This window comes from Streptomyces sp. NPDC039462, assembly GCF_055639375.1.
In genome coordinates this window covers 344,407-356,988 of record NZ_JBVKAO010000006.1, presented here as the reverse complement: position 1 = coordinate 356,988, position 12,582 = coordinate 344,407, and the positions used below count along the sequence as shown (strand labels likewise).

16 protein-coding genes are annotated in these 12,582 nt (G+C 72.4%); 6 read left to right on the top strand and 10 right to left on the bottom strand.

Annotated elements, in window-relative coordinates; genetic code table 11:
- Positions 1 to 100: 100 nt before the first annotated feature.
- A complete protein-coding gene (locus tag ACZ7LU_RS29965) occupies positions 101 to 1,228 on the top strand; it encodes a magnesium and cobalt transport protein CorA (protein ID WP_398307824.1) in 1,128 nt (375 codons plus the stop codon).
- 18 nt (positions 1,229 to 1,246) lie between these two features.
- On the opposite strand, the gene ACZ7LU_RS29960 is transcribed toward ACZ7LU_RS29965, so the two are convergent.
- From ACZ7LU_RS29960 to ACZ7LU_RS29950, 3 genes are all read right to left on the bottom strand, one after another.
- Positions 1,247 to 1,666: a CBS domain-containing protein gene (locus ACZ7LU_RS29960; RefSeq protein ID WP_398307456.1), complete on the bottom strand. Its 420-nt coding sequence runs from the start codon at positions 1,664 to 1,666 to the stop codon at positions 1,247 to 1,249.
- A gap of 119 nt (positions 1,667 to 1,785) precedes the next feature.
- Positions 1,786 to 2,202 carry a PPOX class F420-dependent oxidoreductase gene (locus ACZ7LU_RS29955; RefSeq protein WP_471918523.1) on the bottom strand — a complete coding sequence of 139 codons (417 nt, stop codon included), beginning with the start codon at positions 2,200 to 2,202 and terminating at the stop codon, positions 1,786 to 1,788.
- Positions 2,203 to 2,264: 62 nt separating this feature from the next.
- Complete coding sequence (locus tag ACZ7LU_RS29950) at positions 2,265 to 2,897, bottom strand: nucleoside/nucleotide kinase family protein (RefSeq protein ID WP_471918522.1); 633 nt, start codon at positions 2,895 to 2,897, stop codon at positions 2,265 to 2,267.
- A gap of 107 nt (positions 2,898 to 3,004) precedes the next feature.
- Here ACZ7LU_RS29950 and ACZ7LU_RS29945 point away from each other — a divergent pair, with 107 nt between their 5' ends.
- On the top strand, positions 3,005 to 3,721 hold the full coding sequence (locus ACZ7LU_RS29945) for a DUF2293 domain-containing protein (RefSeq protein WP_471918521.1): 717 nt from the start codon (positions 3,005 to 3,007) through the stop codon (positions 3,719 to 3,721).
- A gap of 165 nt (positions 3,722 to 3,886) precedes the next feature.
- Complete coding sequence (locus tag ACZ7LU_RS29940) at positions 3,887 to 4,366, top strand: DUF1772 domain-containing protein (RefSeq protein ID WP_398307449.1); 480 nt, start codon at positions 3,887 to 3,889, stop codon at positions 4,364 to 4,366.
- Between the two features lie 25 nt (positions 4,367 to 4,391).
- Here ACZ7LU_RS29940 and ACZ7LU_RS29935 read toward each other — a convergent pair whose 3' ends face one another.
- The 3 genes from ACZ7LU_RS29935 to ACZ7LU_RS29925 form a co-directional block, all read right to left on the bottom strand.
- The gene (locus ACZ7LU_RS29935; protein WP_471918520.1) at positions 4,392 to 5,189 is read right to left on the bottom strand and encodes an SAM-dependent methyltransferase; all 798 of its coding nucleotides are present in this window, start codon (positions 5,187 to 5,189) and stop codon (positions 4,392 to 4,394) included.
- An 88-nt stretch (positions 5,190 to 5,277) separates the two neighbouring features.
- Positions 5,278 to 5,493, bottom strand: a complete 216-nt coding sequence (locus tag ACZ7LU_RS29930) for a DUF397 domain-containing protein (protein WP_362995613.1) — start codon at positions 5,491 to 5,493, stop codon at positions 5,278 to 5,280.
- 103 nt (positions 5,494 to 5,596) lie between these two features.
- Positions 5,597 to 6,457: a helix-turn-helix domain-containing protein gene (locus ACZ7LU_RS29925; RefSeq protein ID WP_471918519.1), complete on the bottom strand. Its 861-nt coding sequence runs from the start codon at positions 6,455 to 6,457 to the stop codon at positions 5,597 to 5,599.
- Positions 6,458 to 6,615: 158 nt separating this feature from the next.
- Here ACZ7LU_RS29925 and ACZ7LU_RS29920 point away from each other — a divergent pair, with 158 nt between their 5' ends.
- Complete coding sequence (locus ACZ7LU_RS29920) at positions 6,616 to 7,116, top strand: ATP-binding protein (protein WP_398307443.1); 501 nt, start codon at positions 6,616 to 6,618, stop codon at positions 7,114 to 7,116.
- Between the two features lie 154 nt (positions 7,117 to 7,270).
- On the top strand, positions 7,271 to 7,699 hold the full coding sequence (locus ACZ7LU_RS29915; protein ID WP_471918610.1) for a hypothetical protein: 429 nt from the start codon (positions 7,271 to 7,273) through the stop codon (positions 7,697 to 7,699).
- 57 nt (positions 7,700 to 7,756) lie between these two features.
- Here the strand turns inward: ACZ7LU_RS29915 and ACZ7LU_RS29910 are convergent, their stop codons facing one another.
- The 3 genes from ACZ7LU_RS29910 to ACZ7LU_RS29900 form a co-directional block, all read right to left on the bottom strand.
- Positions 7,757 to 7,945, bottom strand: coding sequence for a hypothetical protein (locus ACZ7LU_RS29910; RefSeq protein WP_398307820.1), 189 nt, complete (start codon positions 7,943 to 7,945; stop codon positions 7,757 to 7,759).
- Positions 7,946 to 8,109: 164 nt separating this feature from the next.
- Positions 8,110 to 8,793, bottom strand: coding sequence for a DUF899 domain-containing protein (locus ACZ7LU_RS29905; protein ID WP_468311144.1), 684 nt, complete (start codon positions 8,791 to 8,793; stop codon positions 8,110 to 8,112).
- Between the two features lie 96 nt (positions 8,794 to 8,889).
- Positions 8,890 to 10,317 (bottom strand): amidohydrolase, encoded by a 1,428-nt coding sequence (locus ACZ7LU_RS29900; protein ID WP_471918518.1) that lies wholly within the window; start codon positions 10,315 to 10,317, stop codon positions 8,890 to 8,892.
- A gap of 120 nt (positions 10,318 to 10,437) precedes the next feature.
- Here ACZ7LU_RS29900 and ACZ7LU_RS29895 point away from each other — a divergent pair, with 120 nt between their 5' ends.
- Entirely contained in the window at positions 10,438 to 11,394 is a 957-nt protein-coding gene (locus ACZ7LU_RS29895) for an endonuclease/exonuclease/phosphatase family protein (protein ID WP_471918517.1), read from the top strand.
- A gap of 44 nt (positions 11,395 to 11,438) precedes the next feature.
- Here ACZ7LU_RS29895 and ACZ7LU_RS29890 read toward each other — a convergent pair whose 3' ends face one another.
- Positions 11,439 to 12,506 carry a phosphatidylinositol-specific phospholipase C domain-containing protein gene (locus ACZ7LU_RS29890; protein ID WP_471918516.1) on the bottom strand — a complete coding sequence of 356 codons (1,068 nt, stop codon included), beginning with the start codon at positions 12,504 to 12,506 and terminating at the stop codon, positions 11,439 to 11,441.
- Positions 12,507 to 12,582 lie beyond the last annotated feature (76 nt).

The window sequence follows — 12,582 nt, the reverse complement described above, 5'->3', positions numbered from 1 at the left end:
CACTCCGTTCCCACAGGGCTTGGCGGGCGGTCGGACCGTGCTGTCAGACTGGCACGCCAAGTCGTCACTGCGAGGAGCCCCTATGTCGATGGCAGGCAATCTGCGAAAGGTCGGGAACCTGCGCAAGGTCGGTGGCCTGCGCAGAGTCGGTGGCCTGCGGAAGGTCGCGCGCCTGGCCCGCCGCGGGACCCGCGTCGACCTGAGCCACCCGGCCCGCTCCCCGCTGGGCTCCTCGGTGGTGAACTGCGTGACGTACCGGGAAGGGGTGCGCGAGCCGCAGGGCCGTGATCTGGTCGAGTCGGTGGAGCGGATCCGCAAGTCCGGGGACGGCTTCGTCTGGCTGGGGCTGCACGAGCCGACGGAGGACGAGTTCGCCGACATCGCCGACCTCTTCGGGCTGCACCCGCTCGCGGTGGAGGACGCGGTGCACGCGCACCAGCGGCCCAAGGTGGAGCGGTACGACCAGACGCTGTTCGCCGTGTTCAAGACCGTCTGCTACGTGGAACACGGCGAGCTGACCGCGACCAGCGAGGTGGTGGACACCGGCGAGATCATGGTCTTCGTGGGCAGGGACTTCGTCATCACGGTCCGGCACGGCCGGCACGGTTCGCTCGGGCCGCTGCGCGAGGAGCTGGAGGCCTCGCCCGAGCAGCTCGCGCAGGGCCCGGCCGCCGTGCTGCACGCCATCGCCGACCAGGTCGTGGACGACTATCTCGCGTCGACCGACGCGGTGCAGTCGGACATCGACCAGGTCGAGACGGACGTGTTCGCCCCGGACGGCGCGCGGGCCGACCCGGGCCGGATCTACCAGCTCAAGCGCGAACTGCTCGAGCTGAAGCGGGCGGTGGTGCCGCTCGGCCGTCCGCTCCAGGTGCTCGCCACCGAGCCGATGCGGATCATCGCCCCGGAGATACAGGCGTACTTCAGGGATGTCGACGACCACCTGAAGCGGGCCACGGAACAGATCGCCGCGTTCGACGAGTTGCTGAACTCGATTCTTCAGGCCCACCTGGCGCAGGTGACGGTCGCGCAGAACGAGGACATGCGGAAGATCACCGCATGGGCGGCGGTCATCGCGGTGCCGACGATGGTCTGCGGCATGTACGGCATGAACTTCGATCACATGCCGGAGCTGCGCTGGCGGTTCGGCTATCCGCTCGTCATGTCCGTGATCGTGACGGCCTGTGTGCTGCTGTACCGGGGGTTCCGGCGGAACGGCTGGCTGTGAACCGGCACGCCGCCCCGGTCACCCCTTGGCGTACACGCTCTCGACCCAGCCCGCGAGCTGGTCGTCGGTGAGGTGGGTGGCGAGGTCGGCCTCGCTGATCATGCCGACGAGCCGCTTGTTCTCGATCACCGGCAGCCGGCGGATCTGGTGGCCCTGCATCTCCCGCAGGACCTCGTCGACGTCGGCGCCCGCGTCGATCCAGCGCGGCGTGCCCTTGGCCATCTCACCCGCCGTGACCTCGGCGGGGTCGTGCCCCATGGCCACGCAGCCGACGACGATGTCGCGGTCGGTGAGGATGCCGCAGAGCCGTTCGTTCTCGTCGCTGATGGGCAGCGCGCCCACGTCCAGTTGACGCATCAGCTGGGCCGCGCGGTCCAGGGTCTCGTGACTGGGGATCCACTGGGCGCCCCGGTGCATGATGTCTCCGGCGGTGGTCATCACTACCTCCCGTTGCCGGGCAGTGTCCGGAGCGGCGCGGAGGCGCGGCTGGTCCCGGCGCTCCTCATTCTCGCGGCGCCCACGACGGCCCGCATCCGGAGCCCGCCGGGCCGCACCGGTCAGGGCGCGAACGTGACGATCTTGTGCGGGGTCACCCGGACGATCACCCGGACCTCGTCGTCCTTCTCCGCGGGCGGGTCGATGCCGAGGTACTTGTGGGAGAGCTCGTGCGGCAGCCGCTTGCCCTCGTCCGGGAGGATCTCGGCGACACCCCGGATCTCGGCCGAGGAGTACGGGTTCGCGAGGTCGTAGATCGAGAGGCTGATGCGCGGGTCGCGTTCGAGGTTGCGGACCTTCTGCCGGCCCGCGGTGGCGGAGAAGAGCACAGCGTCGCCGTCCCGCTTGACCCACACCACCGAGTTGTGGGGCGCGCCGCCGGGGCCCAGGGTCGCGACACTGGCGAAGTTCTTTCCGTCGAGCAGGGCGCGGACGGAGTCGCCGATGGAAATCGGTCGCACGTGCGAGTTCGTCGTCATGCCCGCACCCTAGACTACATGCACGTGCATATACAGGGTTCGGGACGATCACGCCGAGCGGATCAGCCGCTCCACGCCGGATGCCGGGGATCGTCCGCCCGCACCACCACGTCGGCCGCGGTCACGGGGTCCACCTCCGTCTCGTACCGCTCGAAGGCCGGCAGCGTCCACCGCTCGCCCTCCGGTGTGCGTCGCCTCAGGGCGCCCGGCGAGAGGCGCACGTGCACGGTCAGGTCGAACGGGAACCAGTGGCCGAGGAGCAGGGGACCGTGCAGCAACAGCATTCCGCCGGGCGGGAGTTCGACGTACGGGCTGCGGGTCGCGCGGTCGGTCGCCGGGTCCCACAGATCGGGCAGGACCCGCCCGGTGCCGCCGGGGTCGAGCGGCCCGAAGACCTCACGCCACAGCGCGCCGGTGTCGAACCACCCGCTGTAGTACGCCTCCACGTCCTCGTGGCCGTACTCGAAGCGGAGCGACGCGGGCCGCAGGAAGCCCGCCGTGCCGATGACCAGCGCGCTCCGCCCCCGCGGGCGCAGCGCGTCGCCCACCAGGCGCGCCAGTTCACCGGTGCCGGAGCCCGGCGCCCCGTCGACGGCCACCCGCGTCCACGGACCGCCGTCGGCCGTCTTCAGGTCGAGCAGGCGGTCGGCGAGGGTGTCGGCCAGGCGTTCCCAGGTGATCGGTTCGAGTCGCACGGGCCCATGATGCCCGGTACTCGCACAGGCGCCGCAGGGACAGAGGTACGGAGACGGAGGTACGGAGGCGCCGCTTCGCGGAGAGCGGTCGCGGGGATGAAAGGGGCATGACGAGCTCTCCGGTCATTCCGTCCGCCCGCGCCGGGCTCCTGGTCTTCCAGCCGCTGCGGCGAAGGCACTGCGCGGAGTGCCGTTCCGGGCCGCTCCCGCTGCTCGTCCTGGAGGGCGGCGAGCCGCGCTGCCTGGACTGCGCCGACCTCGGGCACCTCATGTACCTGCCGCGCGGCGACACGGCGCTCACGCGGCGGGCCCGCGAGGGCAGCGGCCTCTCGGCCGTGGTCGTCCGCTTCCACCGCCGCCGCGCCCGCTACGAACGGCAGGGGGTGCTCGTCGAGGAGGCAGCGCTCGCGAGCGCCGAGGAGCGGTGCCTGGCCGACGCGGAGGCACGGGCGCGGCGCCGGGCGCGCGACGCGGCACGGCGGGCCGCGGAGGACGTGCGGTTCACGGAGGCGTTCGCCGCGGAGATACGGCGGATCTTTCCCGGCTGCCCGCAGGACCGGGCCCGCGCCGTCGCCGCCCACGCGTCGGTGCGCGGCAGCGGCCGGGTGGGGCGGAGCGCGGCGGGGCGGGCGCTCTCGGAGGGGGCGGTGACGGCGGCGGTCGTGGCGGCGGTGCGGCACACGGCCACGCCGTACGACCGGTTGCTGATGAGCGGGGTGCCGCGCGGGGAGGCACGGCGGCGGATCGGCGCCGCGGTGCAGGCGACGCTGCGGGAGTGGCGCGAGCCACCGGACGAGGACGGCCTGCGCCGGGCAGGCGTGTGACGCCCCCGAGACGGCGGCGTATGCGGCCGCGGGCGTCGCGTATGGCGGTCGCGGGCCGACGGGAATTGACTTGTGGTGGATCGAGGCCGCACTGCAGGATCACTCGCGCCCGCCGTCCGACGTAGCCTCCTCCGACGTAACCGCCCCAGTCCCACGGGAGTTGTCATGATCGACGGACCGTACTTCGTGCTCACCGTGCTCGGGGCTCTCGCCTGCGGCCTCGTCGCCGGGGTCTTCGCCGCGTTCTCCACCTTCGTGATGAAGGGTCTCGCGGCACTGCCCCCGGCCCAGGGGATCGCCGCGATGAACCGGATCAACGTCACCGCGGTCACCCCGGCCTTCATGGCCGTGTTCCTGGGCGCGACGGGGCTCTGCGCGGTGCTCGCCGTCGTGACGTTCGTGCTCTGGCCGGACGACGGCACGGTCGAGCTGCTGCTCGGCAGCGCGCTGTATCTGGTCGGCTCGTTCGGCGTGACCGTCGTGGCGAACGTCCCGCGCAACGACGCCCTCGCCGAGGTCGACCCGGACAGCGCGGAGGGCGCCGCGTACTGGCGTACGTACGTCAGGGAGTGGACCGTATGGAATCACGTGCGTGGTGTCGCGTCGCTCGCCGCGACGGCGTGCTTCATCCTCGGCGTGACCTGAGGTCCAGTGGTACGACCAGGGACGCTCAGCGCTTGCGCGCCACCCCGCCGTACCCCGGCGTCGGCCCCTCCTCGGGATCGGGCCCCGGCTCGCCCGGCTCCGGCTTCCAGCGGTCGAGGATCTCCACGCCGGGGTCCACCAGTTCGTACCCTTCGAAGAAGCGCTCCACCTCGGCGCGCGTGCGCAGCGCCAGGGTCATGCCGCGCGCCTTGTAGAGCTCCGTGGCCTGCTTGGCGGTGGCCGGGGTGAAGTCGGCCGTGCCGTGCGAGAGGACCAGGTGGCTGCCGGCCGGCAGGGCGCTCATCATCCGGTCCACCAGGTCGTACGCGCCGTCCTCGTCCGCGATGAAGTGCAGCAGCGCGACGAGCGACAGGGCGACGGGCCGGTCGAAATCCAGGACGCGCCCGGCCTCTTCGAGGATCTTCGCCGGCTCGCGGAAGTCCGCCTGGATGTACTCGGTGACGCCCTGCGGCGTCGAGCGCAGCAGCGCCTCGGCGTGGGCCAGGACGATGGGGTCGTTGTCGCAGTAGACGACGCGGGCGTCCGGGGCGATCGCCTGCGCGATCTGATGGAGGTTCGGTTCGGTCGGTATGCCGGTGCCGATGTCCAGGTACTGCCGTACGCCCTGGGTCGCGAGCCAGCGGGTGGCGCGCTGCATGAACGCCCGGTTGGCCCGTGCCGTCGTCAGGACCCGTCCGTCCATGGCGACGAGCTGGCGGCCCATCTCCTCGTCCACCGGGTAGTTGTCCTTGCCGCCGAGGAACCAGTCGTACATCCGTGCGGGGTGCGGCTTGCTGGTGTCGATGTACGACGGGTCGGTCATGCGGACTCCAAGCGTCGACGGCGAACGGCTGGGCGGCGGGCGGAGAGTGACGGGCGGTGAGCGACGGGTAACGGGCGGCGGGCGGCGGTCACGACAGCAGGAAGTCCGCTTCGCCCGCCTTCGCACCCTCGATGAACGCGGTGATCTCCCCGTGCGTGTAGATCAGCGCAGGCCCGTCGGGGTCGGCGGACTGGCGCACGGCGACGCGCCCGTCGGCCAGCTTCATGGCTTCCAGGCAGTTGCCGCCGTTGCCGCCGCTCCAGGGCTTGTGCCAGCCCTCGGTGCCGAGGTCGCGGGCGGGCATGCCGTTGTAGATCCGGGACTCCCTGACCTCGCTGCGCGAGTCGTCGCGGGCTCCGGGTGAACGCGGACCGGCAGGGCGCGTTCCGGCTCGATGTCGGTCCATGTCACAGCTCCTTGCGGAGGTCCCGGAGGATCTCCTTCGTGCGTTGTGCGGTGGCGGCCTGCGCCGCCATGCGGTCCATGACCTCCAGGTGGGTGGCCACCTCTTTGCGCGCGTCCAGGTAGACGGCGCCGGTCAGGTACTCGCTGTAGACCATGTCGGGCAGCTCCGCCATGGCGAAGCGGAAGAGCACGAACGGTCCGTACGTTCCGGGGTGCGGGCCCGCCGCGAAGGTGGCGACCTGCAGGGTCACATGGGGCAGCTCGGCGGCTTCGAGGAGGCGGTCGATCTGCTCCCGCATCACGTCGGCTCCGCCCACGGGCCTGCGCAGCGCGGTCTCGTCCATGACCACCCACAGCCGGGGCGCGTCCTCACGGGCGAGCAGCGACTGGCGTTCCATGCGCAGCGCCACGTACCGCTCGATGTCCGCGGGCCGGGTCTGGCCGATGGCGCCGGACCGCATCACGCCGCGCGCGTACTCCTCGGTCTGCAGGAGGCCCGGCACGAAGTGGGGTTCGTACGACCTGATGAGGCTGGCGGCCCCCTCCAGGCTGACGTACATGCTGAACCAGCCCGGCAGGATGTCGTGGAACCGCTGCCACCAGCCGGGTTTGTTGGCCTCTTCGGCGAGCTGGACGAAGGCGTCGGCCTCGTCCTCCGCGACGCCGTAGGACTTCAGGAGCAGCTGGAGATACGGGATCTTCAGCGCGACCTCGGCCGTCTCCATGCGCCGGACGGTGGCGGGGGCGACGCGGAGGATCTTCGCGGCCTCCTCGCGTTTCAGGCCCGCGCTCTCACGCAGATCCTGCAGGCGACGACCGAGAACGACCTGGCCGACGGTCGGGGCTGACCGCGGTTCGCTCACGTCTCCTACCTCCACCTGACTCCGCGTTGCTTCAACTCACACCGCACCGCGAGCTGTAGCGAGCAGTGTGCCATGCGCCGTCACGGAGGAACACGCCACTGTGCACTTTTCAGAGTGGGTCTTGCCAAGGTGTTCCGGGCGGGGCGATAGTGGAGAGCGTGACTCCGCCCGCGCCGTTACGAACCGACGCCGCTGAAGGCCGACTTGGCGATCTCGCCGAGGCGTGGCCCGAGGCCGCCGAGGTCTGCGTCAGTTTCGCCCTCGCACCGCGTCCGGGCTCCGTCGCACAGGCGAGACGCCTGATGCGCACGCAGCTGGACCGGTGGGCGGTGCGGGACGACGACGCCTGCGACGCGGCGGCACTCGTTCTCTCCGAACTGGTCACCAATGCCGTGGTGCACACCGCGAGCCGGCGGATCATCTGCGAGCTCTGCGCGGATCCGGAGAAGCTGCGAATAGCCGTACGTGACGAGGGGTGCGGTTCAGGGATGCCGCGCCCCGCGCACAGGGGGGCCGACGAGGAGCACGGGAGGGGACTGCTCCTTGTCGACGCGGTGAGCAGCGCGTGGGGCGTCCACGACGCGGGGCCCGGTTTCGGGCTCACGGTGTGGGCGGAGTTGCGGCGGTCGGCGTCCTCGCCGGCGCCGATGTGTGACTGAGGACCGCGTGCGCCGGTGACGGCGCGTGCTGAGAACGGCGTGTGCGCGGACCGGCGTGCACGGAGAACGGCGGGTGCGCGGACCGGCGCACGCGGAGAACGGAACGAACGAGCGTGGCAGTGACACGGGCGGGGGGCATGTGAGCGCGGGTACGGTGCGGCCGTTGGATCTGAACACCTTGGTCGGTCTGTCGCGACGGCGGCAGCGCACCGGGAGACCGACACCACCACCCCTGCGGCTCGATCTGCCCGAGGGGATGACCGAGCCGCTCGGCTGCGACGCGGTGGCGGTGCCCGCGGTGTTCGGCCCCCGGCTGATGTCCAGGCTGCCCCGCGTGGGATGTGTGTACGAGGAGGGGGCGCGCTGGTGGTGGATCGTGCCCGCGGACTCCGACGTCGCGATGGAGTGGCCCTCACCGGTCGCCTACTCGGCGGGCGCGGTGGTGCGGGACGCCGACTGCCGGCCGGTCCTGATCAACCGTCCTGCGGGCGACGTCCCTTACACCCCGCCGATCCCGCTGTATCTGGCGCTGTGCCGGGTCACGGGGACCACACCGGGCTGGTCGCGGGCCCTGAGCGCGTGAGCGCCGGTTTCCGCCGCACGGTGGCCTGAGGCCGCGCTCACGGGTCTGAGGCCGCGCTCACACGGCGGCGAGTTCTCCGGCCTTCTCGGGGACGCGCACGATCACCAGGAAGGCGTCCGACGCGAGGTCCATCACGACCTCCGCGGGCTGCCCTTCCTGCCGACGGGCCCGCGCGAACTCCTCCGCGGGCCACGATCCGCGCGGTCCGCCCGCGGGGAACCGCTCCAACACCACTGGTCCGTTCATCATGATCCTTGTCCCCCGTGCCGTTCTGTCACGTCCGCGGTCCGCGCTCCACGGACTCCGGACTTCTGTACTGAGGAGAACGCGCGGGGCTGCCCCGCGGATGCGCGGCGTGACGCAACTGAGACGGAACGGGGGCGATTCCCAGGGTTCTCCCGGGGCCCGGCTCAGTCCTCGTACTCGTCGTGGTAGCGCACCCGGGCGCTGCCCGCGGGGGCCCCGAACGCCGTCGCCCGCCCCGCGGGCTCCTCCCACTCCTCCTGCCGGCCGAGCGCGGTGAGGTCGAGGAGGCTGGTGGTGGAGCCGATGCCGTCCAGGCCGCGGGCGAACGTCGCGTACGTGTGGAAGACGCGGTCGCCGTACCGCAGGAAGCAGTTGATGGCGGGCACGTCGTGGGGCTCTTCCGGGGACGACGCCTGGAAGTCGTGGTTGAAGTCGCCGCCGTTCGTCGAGTACCAGGGGACTGTCCAGCCCATCCGGGCCTTGAAGGCGAGCAGTTTGGTGAACGGCGCGCGCGACACCGCGACGAAGTTCGTGGAGCGGGCCCGCAGGTGCGCGAGGTGCCCGATCTGGTCGAGGAACCCGGAGCAGCTGCGGCAGCCCGCGTCCCACTCGGGGGCGAACATGAAGTGGTAGACGATCAGTTGGTCCTTGCCGTCGAAGAGGTCGAGCAGCGTCGCCTTTCCGTCGGAGCCGTCGAAGTAGTACTCCTTGTCGACCTCGACCATCGGCAGCCGGCGCCGCTCGGCGTTGAGCGCGTCACGCGCGCGGGTGGCCGCCTTCTCCTTGGCCAGCAGCTCCTCACGCGCGGCGAGCCACTCCTCGCGCGTGACGATGTCCGGAAGTCCCATGGCGTGTCTCCTCCACCCTTCGGGCGTACGTCTGCGAAGGGTGGACCCGCGGGGTTCGCGGAACTCATCGCTCGCGGGCGAAGAATTTCCGAAGGATCATCCCTCGTACTCCTGGATCCGCTTCCCGTGGCTCCGGTCGACGAGTTCCGGCAGCAGGCCGCTCAACTCCCCCACCAGGTGCGGCACATCGAGGGTCAGCAGCTCACGGTCGCGCATCAGGATCCGGCCGGCCACGACCGTGGTGCGCACGTCGCCGGAGCGCGCGCTGTGCACGAGCGTGGCCGCGAGGTCGTGCACGGGCTGGGTGTGCGGTCCGGTCATGTCGACGAGGACGAGGTCGGCGCGCCGCCCTGCGGCGAGGCTGCCGATCTCGTCCCCGAGTCCGACGGCCCGCGCGCTCTGCAGGGTGGCGTGGTCCAGGGCCTGGCGGGCGGTGAGCCAGGTGGGGTCCCGTTCCACGTACTTCTGGACGAGCGCGGTCAGCGTCATGGACTCCCACACGTCGAGGGTGTTGTTGGACGCGGCGCCGTCCGTGGCCAGGCCGACCGGGACGCCCGCCTCGCGCAGCGCCCGTACGGGCGTGGTGTCCCAGCCGAACTTGAGATAGCCGCGCGGCGCGGAGGCGACGGCGACGCGGCCGCCGGAGCGTGCCGCGGCGCGGCGCAGGACGGGCAGGTCGCGGGCGGGGTCGAGGCCGGTGGCGTGGGCGAGGAGGAGGTCGACGTCGAGGAGTCCGGCGCGCTCCAGGATCTCGACGGGGGTGCGGCCGTGGCGGGCCAGGCTGTTGTCGGTCTGCTCGCGGTTCTCGGCGGCGTGGATGTGGACGAGGAGGCCGTGTTCCCCGGCGAGTTCGGCGGTCGCGGCGAGGTCGGGCCCGTCGACGGTGTAGGGGGCGTGCGGGGCGAGGCAGGTGGTGATGCGTCCTTCGGCGGCGCCGCGCTGCCGCAGCGCGAAGTCGAGGGAGGCGGCGCGGCCCGCGGGCCCCTGCGAGCTGAAGTAGGCCTGGCCGAGGACGGCGCGCAGGCCGCTCTCCTCGGTGGCGGCGGCCACCTCGTCCATGGCGAAGTAGTGGTCGGCGAAGGTGGTGACGCCACCGCGGATCAGCTCGGCGCCGGCGAGCCGTGCGCCGAGCCCGACGACGCGTTCGCTCAGGTTGGACTCGACGGGCCAGATCCAGTCGTTGAACCACGCGTGGGCCGGCAGGTCCTCGGCGAGGCCGCGCAGGGCCACCATCGGTGTGTGCGTGTGGCAGTTGACGAGGCCGGGGAGGGCGACGGTGCCGCGGCCGTCGAGGTGCTCGGCCGCCGCGGGAACACCGGCATCGGGGACGCCCGCCGTGACGGAGGCGATGAGTCCGTCACGTACGACGATCGTGGCGTCGTCGACGAAGACGATCTCACCGCGCGGGTCGTGGGTCAGTGCCGTGCAGCCCGTGACGACGAGGTCGGCGGGGGCGTGAGGGGTGGATCCGGCCGGGCCGTGGGGGGTGAGACCGGCGGGGCCCGGCGCGGGAGGCGGCGTCATCTCTTCACGGTAGTGCGAGTGCGCATCCGGCGGCCCTGTCGCGGGGACGGTTTCGCGGGCACGCTGGCCCCACCCGCCGACCGGCCGAGGGGACCGGGTCCGACCGCACGGGAGGCGGACATGATCGTCGGCACGTGGAACCTGGAGAACCTCTACCGCCCCGGCGGGGAGTTCGGCCCCAAGGACAAGGCCGCGTACGAGGCGAAGCTGGCGTCGCTCGCGGCGACGGTCACCGCGCTGGGGCCGAGCGTCCTCGGTGTGCAGGAGGTCGGCGACCGGGCCGCCCTGGAGGATCTGGCGGGCCTGCTGGAGGGCACCTGGCACGTCACGCTCTCCCGGCGCGCGGACGACCGGGGCATCCGGGTCGGCTTCCTCACCAGCCTCCCGGTCTGCGTCGTCGCCGACGAGGACGCCTTTCCGGAACCGGTGCGGCCGGTGCAGACCGACGACACGGGCCGGACGACATCGCGCGCCGGGCGCGGGGCTCTCGCGGTGACGGTGTCGACGCGTGCGTTCTTCTTCGACGTGGTGGTGTGCCACCTCAAGTCGAAGCTGCTGTCCTATCCCGGGCGCCGCTTCCAGCCGCTGGACGAGGGCGAGCGCGCGCGGTACGCGGCGTACGCCCTGCACCGCCGCGCCGCCGAGGCCACCGCGGTGCGCGCGCTCGCCGACCGGCTGCTGCGCGGCGACGGCCGCGAGCACGGGGCCGCCGTGCTCGGGGACCTCAACGACGAGGTCGGCGCCGCGACGACGCAGCTCCTGCTCGGGCCGCCCGGCTCCGAGATCGGCACGCCGGGCTTCGACCGGCCGGACAAGGGCGACGCGACACGGCTGTGGAACGTGGCCCCGCTGATCCCGCCCGACCGGCGCTTCTCCCGCATCCACGCCGGCCGCCGCGAGCTCATCGACCACGTCCTGGTGAGCCGGAGCCTCCTGGACCAGGTGCGGACGGCGGACACGGGCGCGCCGGGCGCCGCGGCCGGCGCGCTGCCGTCGGTGGCGGACGGCGATCCGGCGGTACGGAGGGGCGCGACCGGGTCGGACCACGCGCCGGTGTGGATCCGGATCCAGCCCTGAGCGTGCGCCGTGCCGGGACCCGGCGTCCCGGGCCCTCGGTGGGGTCAGCCGCGCGGGAGCACGGTCGAGAGGACGCCGGGCAGCGGGTACCAGTCGGCGGACACGACGCTGGCGTGCTTCCCCGCGAGCAGCGCGACCCGCTCCCTGGCCTGGGCCTCGGTCGGCCGCGTCCCGTCGATGGCGGGGGCGACGTTGTGGGCGTCGGTCATGACGACGAGGTAGCGCCGGTCGGCGTACCAGCGGGTGTCGATGGCGCCGCCCGCGTACGCGGAGGCGTCCCCGTCGAACAGCACGAACCACGGCCGGAGCGACGCGTCCTGGTACCGCCCGCGCGGATCGCCCGCTTCCGCGCCGAGCACGGCGGGGAAGGCGGCGGCGTCGCCGAGGCGTCCCGCGGCGACGAGGTCGCGCAGGTGGGTGGCGTACTCGCGGTCGGTCCAGAGGGTGTCGGCCGGGTTGCCGCGTTCGACGGTGCCGGGGATCAGTTCGACCACGAACTTGCCGGCGAGGTCGGCGCGTGCGGGCCAGCCCTTGTCCCGTACGGCGTCGTCGAGGGTGGCGTGCCCGGCGGCGAGCTGTCCCGGGCGGTAGAGGGCGTCACCGAGCACGCCGGTGAGGAGCGCGTCCAGGTCGGCGGGGCCGCGCCCCCTTCTGCCCTGGAACCCGTCCTTCAGCTCGACCTTCACGAGGATTGGCCGGTGGCCGGGGTGCGCGTCGTGCCAGCTGCGCATGTCCCTCAGGCACCCCGCGAGGCTCTGGTTGCGCGCCTTGGTGCGCAGCTCGGCCGGGCTCTGGGCGTTCTCGCAGTTGTTGTCGTTGCCGACGGGGTTGTTGTGCGACACTCGCCATCCGCCGCCGAACGCGTTGGTCCACACGTCGAGTTCGAGCATCGCGGCACCGGAGTCGAGGGCGTCGGCGAAGTACGGGTACTTCGCCTTCTCGTAGGCGTTGTGGACGCCGACGCCTGTGGTGGCGGAGTAGGAGGTTCCCGGCGCGGGGTCGTCGGCGCCGCGGGGGTCCGCGGCGGCTCCGGTCCCGGCTCCGGCTCCGCCGAGGGCACACCACCACACGAGGGCCGCCACCAGCAGCCCGCCCGCACTCTTGCGCACCATCACGCCCACCGCCCTCTCCCGCCACGCCTCGGCACGTCCGGGCCTCTCCCGCTGCGCCTCGGCAAGTCCGGGGCAA

Excerpts from the sequence above, each read along its gene's own strand:
- ACZ7LU_RS29935 (WP_471918520.1), bottom strand. The coding sequence starts at position 5,189 with ATGACCGACCCGTCGTACATCGACACCAGCAAGCCGCACCCCGCACGG.
- ACZ7LU_RS29910 (WP_398307820.1), bottom strand. The coding sequence starts at position 7,945 with ATGAACGGACCAGTGGTGTTGGAGCGGTTCCCCGCGGGCGGACCGCGC.
- ACZ7LU_RS29945 (WP_471918521.1), top strand. The coding sequence starts at position 3,005 with ATGACGAGCTCTCCGGTCATTCCGTCCGCCCGCGCCGGGCTCCTGGTC.
- ACZ7LU_RS29940 (WP_398307449.1), top strand. The coding sequence starts at position 3,887 with ATGATCGACGGACCGTACTTCGTGCTCACCGTGCTCGGGGCTCTCGCC.
- ACZ7LU_RS29905 (WP_468311144.1), bottom strand. The coding sequence starts at position 8,793 with ATGGGACTTCCGGACATCGTCACGCGCGAGGAGTGGCTCGCCGCGCGT.
- ACZ7LU_RS29890 (WP_471918516.1), bottom strand. The coding sequence starts at position 12,506 with ATGGTGCGCAAGAGTGCGGGCGGGCTGCTGGTGGCGGCCCTCGTGTGG.
- ACZ7LU_RS29895 (WP_471918517.1), top strand. The coding sequence starts at position 10,438 with ATGATCGTCGGCACGTGGAACCTGGAGAACCTCTACCGCCCCGGCGGG.
- ACZ7LU_RS29900 (WP_471918518.1), bottom strand. The coding sequence starts at position 10,317 with ATGACGCCGCCTCCCGCGCCGGGCCCCGCCGGTCTCACCCCCCACGGC.
- ACZ7LU_RS29955 (WP_471918523.1), bottom strand. The coding sequence starts at position 2,202 with ATGACGACGAACTCGCACGTGCGACCGATTTCCATCGGCGACTCCGTC.
- ACZ7LU_RS29960 (WP_398307456.1), bottom strand. The coding sequence starts at position 1,666 with ATGACCACCGCCGGAGACATCATGCACCGGGGCGCCCAGTGGATCCCC.
- ACZ7LU_RS29930 (WP_362995613.1), bottom strand. The coding sequence starts at position 5,493 with ATGCCCGCCCGCGACCTCGGCACCGAGGGCTGGCACAAGCCCTGGAGC.